We start from the raw sequence: 17,635 nt of genomic DNA on the forward strand, positions 1-17,635 counted from the left end.
GGCAAGTTAGGATTTGCCGCCGAAATTTCTAAACTAATTGCTCCTCTTTGCGAAGCGGGAGCCACACTGTAAATATACTTCCTTCCCCTGGCTTGCTGTGAACTGCAACAGTGCCCTGATGAGCCTCTACCATTTTTCTGACATAGCTTAGTCCTAATCCAAACCCTTTTACATCATGAACATTTCCAGTGGGCACCCGGTAAAACGTATCAAATATGCGCTGCTGCTGCTCACGGTTCATTCCGATTCCCTTGTCGGCAATAGCGATTGTGATACCTTCATTTTCATTGTAGGTGCGGATGGTCAGATGCAGATTTCCAGGCGAGTACTTGATGGCGTTATCGATCAGGTTATTCAGTATATTGGATATATGAACTTCATCGGCCGACAAAATTTCGTCTGTCGCTTCAAATTCCAGATCCACTTCGCCCTCCTTTTGTTCGATCTGCATGCTCAGGCCATTCAATGATTTGCCGATCAGGTCGTGTATATTGGTTTCAGTGATTTTTAACTTCACGTGACCTTTGTCCAGAAGCGCCATCTGGAGCACTTTTTCGACATGTGTTCCCAGCCGTTTATTCTCTTCCCTGATAATTCCCAGGTAACGATTTAACCGACCTGCATGGTTTACATTCCCCGACACCGAATTTTCTTGCGCCATTTCCGCTGCCAGAGCAATGGTAGAAATTGGTGTTTTGAATTCGTGGGTCATGTTATTGATAAAATCATTCTTGATATCCGATAATTTTTTCTGGCGCAAAATGGTGGTAACTGCCATATAAAAACAAGCCATGATCACCAGGATCAATATGCCCGAACCGCCAAACATAACGCCCATGTTGCTCAAAATATAGCGTTGCTGATCGGGAAAGTGGACGTAAAGAGCATTCTTGGCATTTACTGTCTCATTGGGGAAGAGAGACGCTTTGTATGATCTTTCTTCCCAGTCACTTAGTTTAAGGCTTGCTGTGGAGAAAATAAGGCTATCGTCGGACTGGCCCCTAACTGCAAACTCATACGACAGCGTAATGCCATTCTGAATCAATTCCTTCCGAAGTAACGTGTCCAGCAAGAAACGGTTTACCCGTTGTTCTATAGGTCGTTTGGTATAAATAAAGTCCTTCATCACTTCTTTAAGCAGTTCCGCTTTATCAATCTCCCCGACCGTGATCATTGCACGAGAGCGGCGGTTACCCTTGTATTTACCAGGATAAGCCACCTGATGATTTGCTGCCCGCCCGTAAAGCGAATCACTCCCGTATGAACCATACGGTCCCGATTTCCCCTTTGACTGATCCTCGACAGCCCTCAACGCATTTCCCAGGTGTTTTTCATCCTCAACCCGTCTACGCATAAACTCGTCGATGCCAGCTAACCCAAATTGCTGGGCCTGGAAAAATTCTTCCATAATCTGCTGCTGATGGTCCACCATAACCCTGAAGTTGGGACTAAGCACATCCGTGGGAACTGCTTCGGTAATGATCTGGTAATGTATTTCCTCTCCATTCGGCCCGATCGATATTTCAAGTTTGGGTTTTTGCCTGGAAGCCAGTTCAGGTGGCTGCTGGGATTTAGTGGGGGGCGTTCTTTTCAGGGGCATATTTCTCAACTGGGCAATGCGGTCAAGCTTGCTCTTTTGCTGCTCGATTTCTATCCGCCTTTGCAGCAGATACATCATTTCCTGCTTTTCAAGCCGGTGCACCACTTCCTGGACAGATTCCGATACCTTATGGTTAAACTGGTCATTCCTGATCGCAATCGCTTCCCGGATCCAATACCACTGAAATCCAATCAGGCCGATCAGCGCCAGGCACATCAGCCCCACTATGATTTGTATTTTCCTTTTGGTCATAAATTTTAGTTTCACCGGTGCAACGCCTCAGCCTGTACCACCGACATTTTTCTTGTTAACAAATTTAACGCATCCAGTCAGGACGATTTTGTTTTTAACATAATTTAACAGCGATTGGAAAAGGCTTCTGATAATTTTGTAAATCGTTCATATACATAACCCAATGCGCTTATGAAACCTGTTTTCTTTCAAAAAATAGCCTGGTCTTTGTTCTTGTCGGCCGCCCCTGGCCTGATCCAATTGGCCGAAGCCCAGTCAGACAAACAACTCAAGTCTGCTGATCAGCATGGCAAAGCGAATATCCGTATCAAAGTCACGGAAGATGAGGACGGAAAGGTCAGAAATATCGAGAAGAACTATAAAATGGGTGCAATGTCGGACGATGAACGAGACACGTTCGTGCAAAAAGTCCTGGATTCGCTCGGCGTCGACAAGAAAAAAAAGCAAACCATTTCTATCTCAGTAGATGACGACGACCAAGACGTTGTTGCTAAAAAAAGAAGAAGAGTAATTGTAGACCACCGCGACGACCGTGAACCGCTGGCTTTCCATTGGGACAATGATCTTTCATATGATTTTGATACCGAAAAATTCAAAGGCCATATGAGAGATTTTGAACGCGAATTCAAGCCAAGAGCTAAGGTGTTCTTGAAGGACATGGAAAATTTCGGTGACCGCATGGGTGATTTTTGGGAAAAAGAAATCAACAAACCGGCCAATGTGCGCTCTGTGACTGCGTATCCCAACAATCCGGACAACGGAATCCTCAATCTAAGATTCAGCGTACCCGAAAAAGGCGACGTGAAAATCTCGGTAACCGACACGAAAGGTAAGGAGGTAGGAACCAAGGAAATCAAGGATTTCGAAGGGGAATTCGTAGGACAAATTGAACTCAAGAAAAATACAAAAGGGACTTTATTTGTGACAGTGGTACAAAATGAGGATGGAGCAGTAAAAAGAATTGTGATCCCCTGATTGACCTGTTCTTTTGAAAAAATCCCCTTAATTAGAAATAATAAGGGGATTTTTTATTTCAAAATTTACGGTACAATTAGGCTGACATTTAGTAAGAATTGTAAATTTGCCGAAAATCAACCTTCTACCGCGACATCAATTTCCAGAGCTACTATGCTGAATCTTATACTGTTTGGCCCTCCCGGCGCAGGGAAAGGTACCCAAAGTGAAAAAATTATTGCCAAATACAGCCTGATCCACCTTTCTACCGGAGACCTTCTACGTTCGGAAATTCAAGCAGGATCAGAATTGGGGCTAAGGGCCAAAACATTAATGGACCAGGGAATACTGGTTCCAGATGAAGTGGTTATTGGGATGATTGACAATAAATTGAAAGAGCATAGAGATGCTGCGGGATTCATTTTCGACGGTTTTCCAAGAACCGTGAAGCAATCGGAGGCACTTGACCAGTTACTTGCCAGCTACGGCGAAAGCATCTCCGTGATGATTGCGCTCGTAGTCGATGACAATGAGTTGCTTTCCCGCCTGTTGAACCGGGGAAAAACCTCGGGACGGCCTGATGATCAAAATGAAGAACTGATTAGTAAACGCATTTCAGAATATAACAACAAAACCAAACCGGTAGCAGACTATTACCAGCAACAAGGTAAGTTTGTGGCTATCGACGGCATCGGGGAAATCGAATTCATCTTCGGAGAAATCACGAAAGCGGTTTCAGACGTCACTAATGCCTGATTTGAATTTTTATCACTATACGACACATGGCTTCTTCCAATTTTATTGACTACGTGAAGATCAATGCACGCTCAGGTGCCGGAGGAGCAGGCTCGCTTCATTTCAGACGTGAAAAACACGTTGAAAAAGGCGGGCCCGACGGCGGTGACGGGGGCAGAGGTGGCCATGTCATCCTCAAAGGAAACAGCCAGCTCTGGACACTTCTGCACTTGAAATATACCAAACATATCAAAGCGTTTGATGGTAAAGGCGGAGAAGGTGGCCGACGTACAGGCGCGATAGGCAAGGATATTTTCCTGGAAGTTCCACTGGGTACCATTGCAAAAAACGCGGAAACCGGAGAGCAGCTTTTTGAAATTACTGAAGACGGCCAGGAAATAATCCTTTTAAAGGGCGGTCGCGGAGGAATGGGTAACGATCATTTTAAATCCGCTACCAATCAGACGCCTCAACACGCCCAGCCAGGTGAACCCGGTTTGGAGGAATGGATCATTCTGGAATTAAAAGTGTTGGCCGATGTCGGCCTGGTTGGATTTCCTAATGCAGGAAAGTCGACCTTGTTATCGGCAGTCTCAGCTGCCCGGCCGGAAATCGCCGATTACCCGTTTACAACCCTGGTGCCTAACCTGGGGGTGGTCGCTTACCGCGACTATAAGTCATTCGTGATGGCCGATATTCCCGGCATTATTGAAGGCGCTTCACAAGGCAAGGGGTTAGGCCTTCGTTTTTTGCGTCACATTGAACGAAATTCAATTCTACTTTTCTTGGTTCCCGCCGATAGCGGAAACATTAAATCAGAATATGAAACCCTTCTACAAGAACTCAAAGTTTACAATCCCGCTCTTTTAGATAAAAGTCGCATTCTGGCGATTTCCAAAATTGACCTTCTTTCTGACTCAGAACGTATTATATTAGAAGGTCAGCTTCCTGAAACTATCCCTCATTTACTCATTTCTGCAATAACTCAAGAAGGAATTGAACGATTAAAAGATATGATATGGGAGTTGCTCAATTCCCCGTTTTCCGTAAGCTAATGCCGCTTTCCGTAAAATAATATTTTCTTGAAACCGGCAACCATTTGATGCATATTGTGTGTCCGAGAAGTCACGTTAAAGAATTTTAGTCTCTATGAAACACTATCTACCATATTTACTTTGGGTAGTATCAGGCTTTATTTCAATTGAATCATTTGGCCAAATCAATATAAGTTATCCCACCGACCGCGCGGTGTTTCAGCGTGACAAGAACAATTCAGCTCCTATTTATATCTCCGGAAGTTATACTCAAAGCATAGACCGTGTTGAGGCAAAACTGACTGCCATGAATGGCGGGGTTGATATCGGTTGGACCCCGATTAAAGAGAATCCTCAAGGCGGTTTTTTCAATGGGAGCATTAAAGCCGCGGGCGGCTGGTACCGACTCGAAGTCCGTGCCGTAAAAGGCGACCAGGTCGTAGGAATTCCCAGTGAAGTTTCCCACGTGGGAGTAGGAGAGGTTTTTATGGTTGCAGGGCAATCAAATGGGCAGGGTTACACGGATAAAGGTGCACAGGGAGCTCAAGACGACCGGGTAAGTTGCATCAGATACAATAGTACAGACGGACCTCCCATTAACCAGGATCTCCCTTATCCCGAGTTCCAACATTTAGATGCATTTTCGGATATTGCGCCAAGAGGCAAATCTGCCTGGTGCTGGGGCAAACTCGGTGATTTGCTAGCAAATAGGCTGGGGGTTCCAATCCTGTTTTTCAATATTGCCTGGTACGGGACGGCAGTCAGGGCATGGCGGGAAAGTATTAACGGTACCGGTTACTCCGTTTATACAGGGGTACCCATTGAACCAATTGGAATGCCCTACGGCAACTTACGCATGGTTATCCAAAGATATACGCCAATAACGGGCATGAGAAGTATTTTGTGGCTGCAAGGAGAGGCGGACAATGATATCAATACGAGCACCGACGCCTATGCAAACGATTTGCGGACGGTAATTGAAAGCTCTCGTAATGAATCCGGGAAAAATATTTCCTGGGTTGTATCATTGACATCGTATAACAACCGTAATGGTAGGGATAGCCAGGTTAATGATGGCCAGCAAAGAGTAATCAATAACGTTTCTAATGTTTTTCAAGGGCCCAATACGGATGTAATACAAATACCGAGGCTTGATTTTGATGGAGTTCATTTCATGAACGAGGGATTGATACAACTTGCCGAGGCGTGGAATAATCAGTTAAGTAACGACTTTTTTGCGAGATCCGAACCTTACCAGGGTGTCGGCCCTCTCCAAGTCACGGCTTCGTGTGTTGGAAATGGCACTCTCAATCTAAAAGTGGAAAATGCCGGGGTTTCTTCTTTTAATTGGACCAATGGGCAGTCGTCGAGTATCATTCAGGTAGGCAACGGGAATTACCGGGTCTCTGCGCGCGATGATAGGGGAAATTATATTTTTTCACCTGAAATAAAGGTCACCGAGAGCATTCAGCCAAATCAGCCAACTATTTCTCTGGAAGGAAGCAACCCGGTATGTCTTGGAAATACCGCCACGCTTGTTTCCAGCATTTCAGAAAATATTCTATGGAATAATGGCTCCAATAGTGATCGAGTGATGATAACTACGGGCGGGGATTATTTTGTAACAACCAAAAATGTATACGGTTGTGAGGCAACATCGGATAAGATTAATATGCGGGTAGTTACCTCACCTTTGCCAGACACACCAAAGATAACGGCATCGGGCGCGCTTACTTTCTGCGATGGCGGAGAAGTGAATTTGACCTCCGATTCAAAAGTAAAAAGTGTGTGGTCCAACGGCGCCAACACTGCGTCTATTACGGTGGTGTCTTCTGGCGAGTTCAGGGTAAGAGCACTGGATTCGGCAGGTTGCTATTCGCAGGATTCTGATCCTGTAAGTGTGAAGGTTAACCCGTTACCAGCAAAACCCATTATTGCATTGAGCGGCGCGACAGAGTTTTGTGCCGGAGGAAACGTAACTTTAACATCAAGTTACGACAGTGGCAATATCTGGAGCAACACGGCAGTTACCAAATCTATTTCAGTGGCGTCCACCGGAAAATTTACGTTAAGACAGCGTGATTCCAACGGCTGCGAATCCACCTCCGACGAGGTTTCGGTAAAAGTAAATCCATTGCCCCCTACACCCACCATAACAGCTTTGCGGCCAACAACTTTTTGTCAGAGGGATTACACAACTTTACAAAGCAGTGAGGCATATTCATACATATGGAGCAATGATGCTACAAGCCGGGAAATTGAAATCCGTGCTTCCGGGAATTTCGCCGTTTCATCAAAAGATGAGAATGGATGTGTTTCACCGGTGTCACCTGTTGTCCAGGTCGTGTCAAATCCTTTGCCACCAAAACCCACCATTACACCAGATGGCCCAACTGTTTTTTGTGCAGACCTTAGCGTGAATCTGCAGGCTTCAGCAGCTGCAGGTTTTTTATGGAGCAACGGCGCATCAACACAAACACTAAAGGTGACCGTTGCTGGCACTTTTTCAGTCCAAACCATCAACGAATTCCAGTGCTACTCCGACCCAAGCAATAGAATTACCACTCAAACACTTGCTCTCCCACCCTCTCCTATCATCAAAGCTTTAAGCGCAACAACTTTTTGTGATGGCGACTCTGTCGTTTTACAGGCTACAGAGGGGAATATTTTTCTTTGGAACAACGGCGGTGAAGGTGAAACCATACAAGTCAGTGAATCGGGTAGTTATTCAGCACGTGCCAAGGATGATCAGGGCTGTTATTCGCCTTACTCGTCAGAAATTTCTGTTGAAGTTAAGCCTTCTCCAAGCATTCCTACAATCAAGCAGGTAGGAACCTTTTCGCTACTGGCAGAAAATAATCTGAGCTCGGGAGACCATGTCTGGAAATTGAACGGTGTGCTGCTCCCAGACAATACACCCATACTCAAAGCCGTCAAGTCGGGGACTTATACTGTCAATAATACGATTACTTACAGCCCAACGCTCACCTGCTACTCGGAATTTTCGGAACCGTTCTTCTTCAGACTTGACACATCCAACCCTGGCTTCGTAGCTTATCCTAATCCAAATGCTACAGGCAAAATCACTGTAGAAACACTTCAAAATCTGAACAATGCTGAGGTTCAGATTATTGACAGTCGTGGTACAATCCATAAAACCTTTGCCGTCAAAACTTTCGACAGCCAACAGGTTTTTAGCCTCTCAGGCCTCCAAAGTGGATTATACCTTGTTCGGGTGATATCCTCATCGTTTGCAGCAACGCAGAAGCTTATTATAATACAGTAGATAAACACCATTTGCAGAGTTGAATCAAAAAAAACAAATGGTGATATTTTAGGAAAATAATCATTTACATTTGTGACCATTTTACAATAAAGGTGTTCAAAATTAAACCTAAATCATTAGAGTATAAAAAACTTTACCTGTATCAGAATTCCCAATGCGTTATAGAATTATTCTTCCGGTAGTGGCGAAGGCACTACTGTTGATTTGTTTTATCTCATCGACAGTATTTTCGCAAATCAAAATTACTTCCCCCACTTTTCAGGCTGTATATCAAAGGGATATGACTGGCCAGAGAGAATTAACCGTTTCAGGAACATTCTCTGTTTCGATGGATAAAATTGAAGTCCGAGCTGTACCGGTCGTGCAGGGGCAAGGAGTTGACACACCATGGCAAACTTTACAGGATTCGCCAAAAGGTGGTGTTTTTGCCGGAACTATTACGCTTTTTCAGGGATGGTACACGCTGGAAGTACGAGCAGTATCCGGTGGAAAGATCGTGGGAAGAGATGTTCTTTCTCGTGTAGGAATTGGAGAAGTTTTTATTATTGCAGGACAATCCAACGCACAAGGCCTGAAAGAATACCACTGGGGGCCCTCAGCTGAAGATGACAGGGTTCAGTATATTTCCAACTATGAAAATGACGAATTAGGCAATTATAAGGATTTACTTACAGACCCGGTCCCTCCAACGTTTTCCAAAATTACGAACGATCTGAAAACCATGTCGCCCAGGGGCCAGACAGCATGGTGCTGGGGGATGCTGGGAGATATGCTGGTTGCCAAGCTCAATGTACCTGTTTTGTTTATCAATACTGCCTGGGAAGGCACGTCAATTGAAAACTGGTCATATAGTGCCCAGGGACTGGTCACAAGAAACAAATATGGCGGTTTTGTGTATGTAACCGGTATGCCTTATGCAAACCTCAGAATTGCTGCCAGAAATTATGGTAACCAGTATGGTGTGCGGGCGATTTTGTGGATGCAGGGAGAAGCCGATGCCCTGTTTAAGACCTCTGCTACCTTCTATCGCGAAAATTTGCAGTTCCTTATCAATAAACTTACCAGTGAAACAAATAAAAGGATTACCTGGGTTATCGCACGCACCAGCAGGACATCACCTGATTCAAAAACACCCTCTTTTACAAATCCAAATATTATTGCAGGCCAGAATGCGGTCCTTGATACTCAATTTAACCCAACCTATCCCGGACCTGAAACGGATAATCTTGTTACAGATCGCGGCGACGGCACACACTTTGTCGGTAAATCCCCGACTGATGTAGAAGGGACTGTTAATGCATTAAGAATATTAGCAAATGCATGGAATGAAAGCCTGAACGCAAACTTCTTTTCTACTGTACCTCCTTCCGCTCCTGCCCAAATACCTACGATAAGCGCGGCCTGCGTAGCCGAGAACGATGCGGTTACCATTACCTTACCTACCGGATACAGCTCATACGAATGGACAACCGGCGAAAAGAGCAACACCATCAGGGTGACCAAGGCTGGCACTTATAGGGCTACTGTGAAAGATGACGCTGGAAATTCCATCCTTACTTCTGTGGTAGTTTTGGACAACGGGGCAAAGCCAATCCAACCCACTATCTTGCAACAAGGCCAACAACAGGCGTGCGCAGATTCCGCTTTCCAATTTTCCGTTTCGGAGGGGACCGATATCTACAGCTGGTATAAGCAAGGCTCAAACACTGCAATAGCATCCGGAGCCACTGCCAAAATTGCCGAAAGCGGGAACTACTATGTAAAAGGCCAGAACATTTTTGGGTGCGTATCTGAGAATTCCGCTACCTCGAGCCTGATCATCAGGCCAAAAATCTCCAAGCCGATCATCGAAGCATCCGGACCTTTCAGCATAACAGCAAGCATAAGTGAACTTGGATTGAATGAAAGTTTCCTGTGGAGAAGACCGGGAACCGAATCGGATACGACCGCTGATATTATTAAAATTCTTAAGACTGGAACCTATTCAACGAAGGCGAAAGTCCAGTTTACACTTGGAGACAACAATGTGTTAACATGCTACTCTGATACCGCATCTCAGGAGTTTAAGACAAATGAGAAAAATGATGTGGTTATCTATCCTAATCCGAGCCAGGGCAATTTTGTATACATAGAGTCCAGGGATAATATCGAAGATGCGACTATCACACTGTTTGACATATTCGGGAGGGTTATTAAAACCACCTCTGCGAAATTATTAAATAGTCGTTTGCAAATTGATATCGGTTATCTTCCGACCGGCAAATATATCATACGCGTTACCGGCCAAGGGCAGAGTTTGACCAAGCAGATTATAATCCGATAAACATTCTTTCTTCTTTTTTTTATAAATAAGCCCCGTAAATCCGGGGCTTATTTAGTATGATCCTAATTAAACAAAAGAAAAAGTAAAGAATTTGATTGATAAATTTGCAAAGCCTAATTTTGAGTAGCGGGAAAGATTGCGCCCGTCAGCTACTTTTTACAGGCAGGCTTCATAAGATCTTACTAGCGTTGATATCAATGAAAAACACTTATCTTCCTTCCGATTACCTACCTATATTAGTTCAATTTTTACTTGCAGCGGGGTTCATCGGAGGCACCATGATTGTCACCCATTTAATAGGCCCCAGCAGAAAAAGCAAGTTAAAAGACGATCCGTTTGAGTGCGGTATCGAATCAGTCGGAGATGCCCGGACACCTATTTCCGTGAAATACTTTTTAGTTGCGATCCTGTTTGTCTTATTTGACGTCGAGGTTATATTTATGTATCCCTGGGCAGTTAATTTTAAGGGGTTAGGAATGTTTGGGTTTGTTGAGATGTTACTGTTTATGGCTTTGCTTCTTTCTGGTTTTTACTACGTCATCCGCAAGGGGGTACTCAACTGGGAAGAATAAGCTTCGAACATTGAAACACAAGAAATTATGAAAGAAGTAACGATAGTGGAGGCTCCGCAAGGACATAGCGGGTCTGGTTTTTTTGCAACTTCATTTGACGAAGCGATAGGCTTGGCGCGTAGCTATTCATTGTGGCCGTTGCCTTTTGCCACTTCCTGCTGCGGGATCGAATTCATGGCGACCATGGGGGCGCATTACGATATATCCCGTTTTGGATCAGAGCGACCCAGTTTCTCACCCCGCCAGGCAGATTTATTGATGGTTATGGGTACAATAGCTAAAAAAATGGCACCGGTGGTTAAACAGGTCTACCTGCAAATGGCCGAACCTCGTTGGGTTATGGCAGTAGGTGCTTGCGCTTCAAGCGGTGGTATTTTTGACACATACAGTGTACTGCAAGGTATCGACAGGATCATTCCTGTCGACGTTTATGTCCCAGGCTGCCCCCCAAGGCCGGAGCAGATCATTGATGGCCTCATGCAAATCCAGTACCTGGCCCAAAATGAAAAACTTCGTCGCAGAAACACAGACGAATATCAGGAGTTATTGGCATCATATAATATTCAGTAACCATTTATGCTAAGTAATCAGGAAGTAGCCGAAGCGCTTTTAGAGAAATTTGGTGATCAGGTTTTCGACTTTGATGAGCCTTATGGACTTCTGACACTTTCAACAACGCGTGAGGAGATTATCTCCGTGCTGGAATTTTTGCGCGACCATAAAACCTATCAGGTCATTTTCCTGACTGACTTGACCGGCATTCATTACCCAGATACCCCAGGGAAAGAGTTTATGGTTGTTTACCATATGCACAGTTTTATCCATAATTTCCGGATCAGAATAAAGGTATCTATTTCAGAAGCGGACATTCATATTCCTACAGCGACAGGTCTTTTCGCAAGTGCGAACTGGATGGAAAGAGAAACCTATGATTTCTTTGGCATCCTGTTTGACGGGCATCCTAACCTGATACGTATCCTAAATATTGAAGAGATGGATTATTTTCCAATGCGTAAACAATATGCGTTAGAAGATGCCACCCGCGAAGACAAAATTGATGCACTTTTTGGCCGATGACCTTATATTGAGTAAACATGGCAGATATTGAATTATTACCTCATAACGTTCCCTCTAAAACCGAGTTACCCGAACTGGTTGAAGAACTGACCACCCTCAATCTCGGCCCTACACATCCAGCCACCCACGGTATTTTTCAGAACATCCTGAAAATGGATGGGGAAAAAATCGTCTCAGGAGAACAGACCATTGGGTATATACATCGTGCATTTGAGAAAATCGCCGAAAGGAGGCCTTTTTATCAGATTACAACACTTACAGACCGAATGAACTACTGCTCCTCCCCGATTAATAATCTGGGATGGCATATGACGGTTGAAAAATTTCTTGGTGTTGAAGTTCCCAAGCGCGCGCAATATATACGTGTGATCATGATGGAGCTTGCCCGTATTACTGATCACATCATTTGCAATAGTATTCTTGGCGTCGATACTGGAGCCTTCACAGGCTTTTTGTATGTGATGCAAAAGCGCGAAGAGGTTTACGAAATTTATGAGGAAGTTTGTGGAGCTCGTCTGACTACCAATATGGGACGTTTGGGCGGAATGGAACGAGATCTTTCCAGCACTGCAATCCGGAAAATACACGAATTCATCAAGTCGTTTCCCCCAGTCTTACGCGAACTGGAAAAACTATTGAACCGTAACCGTATTTTCATGGACAGGACCATCAACGTGGGTTCTATTTCATTGGACCGTGCGTTGTCCTATGGTTTTACAGGCCCAAATCTTCGTGCCGCCGGACTCGATTATGATGTAAGGGTCATGAACCCCTACTCGTCTTATGAAGACTTTGACTTTTCTATTCCTATCGGCCAAAATGGCGATACCTACGACCGCTATATGGTTCGTAACGAAGAAATGTGGCAAAGCTTGAAAATTGTTGAGCAAGCCATCAATAATTTACCGGAAGGCCCGTATTACGCCGACGCCCCTGAATACTACTTGCCACCAAAAGAGGAAGTTTACCGGAGCATGGAAGCATTAATCTACCATTTCAAGATCGTCATGGGAGAAATTGATGCCCCGATCGGCGAAGTTTATCATGCTGTGGAAGGAGGAAACGGTGAGTTGGGCTTTTATCTGATCAGCGACGGTGGCAGGGCACCATACAGGCTCCACTTTCGCAGGCCAAGCTTTATTTATTATCAGGCTTATCCCGAAATGTGCAAGGGAAGTACATTGTCAGATGCCATTTTAACAATGAGTAGCCTCAATGTAATTGCAGGTGAACTCGACGCATAGTTTATTTTATAGATCATATCTAAGAAATGACCGAAACACCAAATCTGGTAGCGTTCACTCCTGAACGACTGGAGAAAGTTAAAGAAATCATTGCGCGTTATCCACAGGGCCGCCAAAAATCGGCTCTCTTGCCTATTTTGCATGTTGCGCAGGAACAGTGGGGGTGGCTGAGCAGCGAAGTAATGGATTACGTCGCAGGCATTTTAAGTATCGAGCCTATTGAGGTATATGAAGTGGCTACTTTCTACACAATGTACCATCTCGAGCCGGTGGGGAAGCATGTGATCGAATATTGCAGAACAGGTCCATGCTGCCTGATGGGCGGTGAGGATGTTTACGGTTATTTGAAACAAAAACTTGGAATTGATGCGGGAGGGACAACGCAGGATGGACTTTTTACTTTGAAAGAAGTAGAGTGTCTTGCCGCTTGTGGCTGGGGTCCGGTTTTTCAAATTCGGGAAAAGTACTATATGAATTTAACCAATGAAAAAGTAGACGAAATAATCAGTGATTTGAGTAAGTAAATTTCTACCTAAATCTACGACCGATGCGCCTCAGCCCCATTGCCAGCAAATATTACAACTTGGTTAAATTCCATCTGAGTAACACTCAATTGGAATTTGATTATTTGACTTTGCCTTGGGTCGCTCTGGACAATGTGGATGCGGTTGTATCTCAACTGCCTACTAAAGAGGTAGATGTCGCGATCTGGCATTCAGCACTGGCGGATGGCGGGCACTATATCACAAACCCGAAGTTTACCAAAAAGTCGCTGGTTTGCCATTACACCACAACCGAGGCATATCCTGCACATCAATTTAAAAGGTATGAAGTACCTACAATTTCTTATCATAACGACATCGCAGTGTACGCTAACCCTCTTATGACAGAGGAAGAAGACATCATTGTAACGGAAAAAGCTTAAAGGCTTAATTGGTATGGCTAAAAAAATATTAACGGAATACATCAACGTCCCAGGTATTGCAACCTTTGACGTCTATCGGAAACAGGGTGGGTATACTGCCGCCGAAAAAGCGCTCAAAACGATGACGCCTGATGAAGTTGTGGAAGAGGCAAAGAAATCGGGTGTACGAGGACGAGGCGGGGCTGGTTTCCCCATGGGGATGAAATGGGGTTTTTTGGCTAAACCCGAAGGAGTTCCCCGCTACCTCGTTTGTAATGCGGATGAATCCGAGCCGGGGACTTTCAAAGACCATTACCTGATGAAATCCATCCCTCATTTATTGATTGAGGGGATGATCATTGGCAGCTATGCGCTTGGCGCTAAAAAATCCTTTATTTATGTTCGTGGCGAGCTGATGTACGTGATCCATATATTAGAGAAAGCGATTGCAGAAGCCAAGGCAAACGGATTTTTGGGTACAAACATTCTCGGAACTGGGTACGATCTTGAACTGGTTGTTCAGCCCGGCGGCGGCGCCTATATATGCGGGGAAGAGACCGCATTGCTGGAATCATTGGAAGGTAAAAGGGGAAATCCAAGAAATAAGCCACCTTTTCCTGCCGTAAAAGGTCTCTACCAGAGTCCTACCGTTGTGAATAATGTGGAGTCCATTGCGAACATGCCATGGATTATCAACAATGGCAGCGATGCTTATGCTGCTATCGGGATAGGAAGAAGTACAGGAACAAAATTAATTTCAGCGTCTGGGCATATTCAAAAGCCCGGTGTTTATGAAATCGAATTGGGTCTCAGTGTTGAGGAATTCCTTCATTCTGACGAATACTGCGGAGGAATACGAAAAGGCCACCATTTGAAAGCATTGGTTGCGGGCGGATCTTCTGTACCTATCCTACCTGCCAACCTGATTATGAAAACTGCTAATGGCGAGGATCGTTTGATGAGCTACGAGTCCCTTTCGGACGGGGGGTTCGCGACAGGAACTATGCTGGGTTCAGGTGGCTTCATTGTTTTTGATGAAACTGCCTGTATTGTAAGAAATACCTGGAATTTCTCCCGTTTTTACCATCATGAATCCTGTGGGCAATGCAGCCCATGCCGCGAAGGAACAGGCTGGATGGAAAAAGTCCTGCACCGGATCGAGCACGGGCATGGAAGTATGCATGATGTGGATCTTTTGGTCGATATTTCCAAAAAAATAGAAGGTAACACGATTTGTCCCCTGGGAGATGCTGCTGCCTGGCCTGTGGCTAGTGCAATACGCCATTTCAGGGATGAATTTATTTGGCATATAACAAATCCTCAGGAAGCTTCACAACCAGGGGCTGTATTTCAGGGAGAAATGGCGCTGGTATAAAGCCAGGGCGTAATGGACATTAATTGGCATGGAAGAAATAAAACCGCAATTGATAAAGATCACCTTCGACGGAATTGAAGTGGAAGTGGAACCGGGTACCACCATCATGCAGGCTGCAAGAAAAATTGCAGAAGCAGATGAAAGCCAGTCGGCTCTTGTTCCACCGGCAATGTGTTACTACAAACCGCTTCCTACTTCTGGGGGAAAATGCAGGGCGTGCCTGGTAAAAGTAGCCCAAGGGTCTGCAAAAGATCCCCGACCCATGCCTAAGCTCGTGCCCTCGTGCATTACGCAGGTCCAGGAAGGCATGGTAGTAGAAAACACGACAAACCAGGGCGTACTGGACACACGCAAGAGTATCGTTGAATTTCTTCTGATTAATCACCCGCTGGACTGCCCTATTTGCGATCAGGCAGGGGAATGTCATTTGCAGGATTTCGCTTTCGAGCACGGTTCTGTTAAAACCAGGTATGAAGAGGACAGACGTACCTTCGAAAAAATTGATATTGGGCCTCATGTACAATTGCACATGACTCGCTGTATTCTTTGCTATCGTTGTGTTTACACTGCCGACCAGATCACTAACAAACGTTTGCACGGCGTGATGAACCGTGGAGATGCTTCGGAGATCAGTACTTATATTGAAAAGGCAATAGACAACGACTTTTCGGGTAATGTGATTGATGTGTGCCCTGTGGGAGCATTAACTGATAAGACCTACCGATTCAAAAATCGCGTGTGGTTCACCAAACCTGAGGATGCACATCGGGATTGCGATAAATGTTCCGGCAAAGTGACGCTATGGTACCGTGGCGAGGAAGTGATTCGCGTTACAGCACGCAAAAATACCTGGGGTGAAGTGAATGAATTCATCTGCAACACCTGCCGCTTCGACAAGAAAAAGACAAGTGACTGGGTTTTGGAAGGCCCAACAAAGGTAAAACGCAGCTCTGTGATATCAGCCAATAAATATCGCGCTGATTTGATCAAAAAACCTGACTTTGCACTTAAACTTGCAGCTACCCAATTCAAACCAATTGACGATGCAAGGCCATATGTGACAGATGAAGAAACGATCCGCCACCAAAGCATAGAGAACAATGACAAGGCTAATCACCGGTCTTTACTTGCAAAAAACAATTGATTCCCAGGCCTGACTGGCCAATTTAATAAAAGATTAAAAAATGGATTTAACCGAATTTTTAATTAAGACCGCGACGATATTCGTTGTTTTTGTTCTTACCCTGGTTATCGCCATGTACTCCACCTGGGCCGAGCGTAAAGTAGCGGGTTTTATCCAGGACCGTATGGGACCAAACCGTGCGGGATGGGGCGGGCTGCTTCAGCCGTTGGCGGATGCGGGTAAAATGTTTTTTAAGGAAGATTTCATTCCGGCACTAGCTAATAAGTGGCTTTTCATCGCGGGTCCTAGCCTTGCTATGCTTACTGCTTTGTTGGCAAGCGCTGTAATTCCTTTCGGAAGTACGTTTCGGTTTGACGGTCACGAAGTAGTCCTTCAGGGTGTTGAGTCCAATATTGGTATCCTTTACGTCTTCGGCGTAGTAGCCCTTGGTGTTTACGGGATTATGGTGGGAGGCTGGGCTTCTAATAACAAATTCTCTTTGTTAGGTGCTATCAGAGCTGCTTCGCAAAACATTAGTTATGAAGTTGCAATGGGCCTTTCACTGATCGCTATCCTCATGATGAGCAGTTCACTTTCGCTTGGCGAGATTGTGGCGCAGCAACATGGGGCAAACTGGAATATTTTTTACCAGCCGCTGGGTTTCATTATCTTCATAACCTGCTCATTTGCTGAATGTAACCGGGTTCCTTTTGACCTGCCAGAATGCGAAACTGAACTTGTTGGAGGCTATCACACCGAATATGGAAGTATGAAGCTTGGATTCTATTTGTTTGCGGAGTATATCAACATGTTTGTCTCCTCTGCGATCATTTCTGTGCTATACTTTGGAGGTTATAACTATCCTGGCATGGACTGGGTATATACCCAACTGACTCAAGCGCTAGGCAGTGACACCGGCCACAATATTGCCACTTTGATCGGCACAGCAGTATTCTTCGGAAAAGCGTTGTTCTTTATTTTCTTCTATATGTGGGTACGGTGGACAATCCCACGTTTCCGCTACGACCAATTGATGAACCTGGGGTGGAAGAAGTTAATTCCACTGGCCATTTTTAATATTATAATTACCGGTGCAGCTGTGCTTTTTTTGAAGCCCGCCATTACTGCCTGGTTAAACTAATTAACCCGTATTGCT

The 17,635-nt window shown here is 44.9% G+C and carries 15 protein-coding genes; 14 read left to right on the forward strand and 1 reads right to left on the reverse strand.

The genetic code is table 11. The features are described 5' to 3' along the window. Positions 1 to 28 precede the first annotated feature (28 nt). Positions 29 to 1,852 carry a sensor histidine kinase gene (locus AC1XUF_RS25050; RefSeq protein WP_483344597.1) on the reverse strand — a complete coding sequence of 608 codons (1,824 nt, stop codon included), beginning with the start codon at positions 1,850 to 1,852 and terminating at the stop codon, positions 29 to 31. Positions 1,853 to 2,023: 171 nt separating this feature from the next. Here AC1XUF_RS25050 and AC1XUF_RS25055 point away from each other — a divergent pair, with 171 nt between their 5' ends. The 14 genes from AC1XUF_RS25055 (at position 2,024) to nuoH (ending at position 17,620) form a co-directional block, all read left to right on the forward strand. Continuing rightward, on the forward strand, positions 2,024 to 2,827 hold the full coding sequence (locus tag AC1XUF_RS25055) for a T9SS type A sorting domain-containing protein (protein ID WP_483344598.1): 804 nt from the start codon (positions 2,024 to 2,026) through the stop codon (positions 2,825 to 2,827). Positions 2,828 to 2,980: 153 nt separating this feature from the next. Then, a complete protein-coding gene (locus AC1XUF_RS25060; RefSeq protein ID WP_483344599.1) occupies positions 2,981 to 3,562 on the forward strand; it encodes an adenylate kinase in 582 nt (193 codons plus the stop codon). A gap of 26 nt (positions 3,563 to 3,588) precedes the next feature. Beyond that, positions 3,589 to 4,596, forward strand: coding sequence for a GTPase ObgE (gene obgE, locus AC1XUF_RS25065; protein ID WP_483344600.1), 1,008 nt, complete (start codon positions 3,589 to 3,591; stop codon positions 4,594 to 4,596). Between the two features lie 94 nt (positions 4,597 to 4,690). Next, positions 4,691 to 7,861, forward strand: coding sequence for a T9SS type A sorting domain-containing protein (locus AC1XUF_RS25070; protein WP_483344601.1), 3,171 nt, complete (start codon positions 4,691 to 4,693; stop codon positions 7,859 to 7,861). Positions 7,862 to 8,141: 280 nt separating this feature from the next. Then, the gene (locus tag AC1XUF_RS25075) at positions 8,142 to 10,184 is read left to right on the forward strand and encodes a T9SS type A sorting domain-containing protein (RefSeq protein WP_483344602.1); all 2,043 of its coding nucleotides are present in this window, start codon (positions 8,142 to 8,144) and stop codon (positions 10,182 to 10,184) included. 197 nt (positions 10,185 to 10,381) lie between these two features. Then, the gene (locus AC1XUF_RS25080) at positions 10,382 to 10,756 is read left to right on the forward strand and encodes an NADH-quinone oxidoreductase subunit A (protein ID WP_138365584.1); all 375 of its coding nucleotides are present in this window, start codon (positions 10,382 to 10,384) and stop codon (positions 10,754 to 10,756) included. A gap of 27 nt (positions 10,757 to 10,783) precedes the next feature. Then, entirely contained in the window at positions 10,784 to 11,326 is a 543-nt protein-coding gene (locus tag AC1XUF_RS25085) for an NADH-quinone oxidoreductase subunit B (RefSeq protein ID WP_056279561.1), read from the forward strand. Between the two features lie 6 nt (positions 11,327 to 11,332). Then, entirely contained in the window at positions 11,333 to 11,833 is a 501-nt protein-coding gene (locus AC1XUF_RS25090; RefSeq protein ID WP_483344603.1) for an NADH-quinone oxidoreductase subunit C, read from the forward strand. Positions 11,834 to 11,850: 17 nt separating this feature from the next. Continuing rightward, on the forward strand, positions 11,851 to 13,077 hold the full coding sequence (gene nuoD, locus AC1XUF_RS25095; protein WP_483344604.1) for an NADH dehydrogenase (quinone) subunit D: 1,227 nt from the start codon (positions 11,851 to 11,853) through the stop codon (positions 13,075 to 13,077). Positions 13,078 to 13,103: 26 nt separating this feature from the next. Then, on the forward strand, positions 13,104 to 13,601 hold the full coding sequence (locus AC1XUF_RS25100; RefSeq protein ID WP_483344605.1) for an NADH-quinone oxidoreductase subunit NuoE family protein: 498 nt from the start codon (positions 13,104 to 13,106) through the stop codon (positions 13,599 to 13,601). Positions 13,602 to 13,624: 23 nt separating this feature from the next. Then, complete coding sequence (locus AC1XUF_RS25105) at positions 13,625 to 14,002, forward strand: hypothetical protein (protein WP_483344606.1); 378 nt, start codon at positions 13,625 to 13,627, stop codon at positions 14,000 to 14,002. Positions 14,003 to 14,015: 13 nt separating this feature from the next. Continuing rightward, positions 14,016 to 15,356: an NADH-quinone oxidoreductase subunit NuoF gene (gene nuoF, locus AC1XUF_RS25110; RefSeq protein WP_483344607.1), complete on the forward strand. Its 1,341-nt coding sequence runs from the start codon at positions 14,016 to 14,018 to the stop codon at positions 15,354 to 15,356. 28 nt (positions 15,357 to 15,384) lie between these two features. Continuing rightward, on the forward strand, positions 15,385 to 16,500 hold the full coding sequence (locus AC1XUF_RS25115) for an NADH-quinone oxidoreductase subunit G (RefSeq protein WP_483344608.1): 1,116 nt from the start codon (positions 15,385 to 15,387) through the stop codon (positions 16,498 to 16,500). Between the two features lie 40 nt (positions 16,501 to 16,540). After that, entirely contained in the window at positions 16,541 to 17,620 is a 1,080-nt protein-coding gene (gene nuoH / locus AC1XUF_RS25120) for an NADH-quinone oxidoreductase subunit NuoH (RefSeq protein WP_483344609.1), read from the forward strand. Positions 17,621 to 17,635 lie beyond the last annotated feature (15 nt).

The sequence above is a fragment of the Dyadobacter sp. HNCC25DJ185 genome (genome assembly GCF_056895195.1).

Excerpts from the sequence above, each read along its gene's own strand:
- AC1XUF_RS25090 (WP_483344603.1), top strand. The coding sequence starts at position 11,333 with ATGCTAAGTAATCAGGAAGTAGCCGAAGCGCTTTTAGAGAAATTTGGT.
- nuoF (WP_483344607.1), top strand. The coding sequence starts at position 14,016 with ATGGCTAAAAAAATATTAACGGAATACATCAACGTCCCAGGTATTGCA.
- AC1XUF_RS25070 (WP_483344601.1), top strand. The coding sequence starts at position 4,691 with ATGAAACACTATCTACCATATTTACTTTGGGTAGTATCAGGCTTTATT.
- nuoD (WP_483344604.1), top strand. The coding sequence starts at position 11,851 with ATGGCAGATATTGAATTATTACCTCATAACGTTCCCTCTAAAACCGAG.
- nuoH (WP_483344609.1), top strand. The coding sequence starts at position 16,541 with ATGGATTTAACCGAATTTTTAATTAAGACCGCGACGATATTCGTTGTT.
- AC1XUF_RS25050 (WP_483344597.1), bottom strand. The coding sequence starts at position 1,852 with ATGACCAAAAGGAAAATACAAATCATAGTGGGGCTGATGTGCCTGGCG.
- AC1XUF_RS25060 (WP_483344599.1), top strand. The coding sequence starts at position 2,981 with ATGCTGAATCTTATACTGTTTGGCCCTCCCGGCGCAGGGAAAGGTACC.
- AC1XUF_RS25055 (WP_483344598.1), top strand. The coding sequence starts at position 2,024 with ATGAAACCTGTTTTCTTTCAAAAAATAGCCTGGTCTTTGTTCTTGTCG.
- AC1XUF_RS25115 (WP_483344608.1), top strand. The coding sequence starts at position 15,385 with ATGGAAGAAATAAAACCGCAATTGATAAAGATCACCTTCGACGGAATT.
- obgE (WP_483344600.1), top strand. The coding sequence starts at position 3,589 with ATGGCTTCTTCCAATTTTATTGACTACGTGAAGATCAATGCACGCTCA.
- AC1XUF_RS25100 (WP_483344605.1), top strand. The coding sequence starts at position 13,104 with ATGACCGAAACACCAAATCTGGTAGCGTTCACTCCTGAACGACTGGAG.
- AC1XUF_RS25105 (WP_483344606.1), top strand. The coding sequence starts at position 13,625 with ATGCGCCTCAGCCCCATTGCCAGCAAATATTACAACTTGGTTAAATTC.
- AC1XUF_RS25075 (WP_483344602.1), top strand. The coding sequence starts at position 8,142 with ATGACTGGCCAGAGAGAATTAACCGTTTCAGGAACATTCTCTGTTTCG.
- AC1XUF_RS25080 (WP_138365584.1), top strand. The coding sequence starts at position 10,382 with ATGAAAAACACTTATCTTCCTTCCGATTACCTACCTATATTAGTTCAA.
- AC1XUF_RS25085 (WP_056279561.1), top strand. The coding sequence starts at position 10,784 with ATGAAAGAAGTAACGATAGTGGAGGCTCCGCAAGGACATAGCGGGTCT.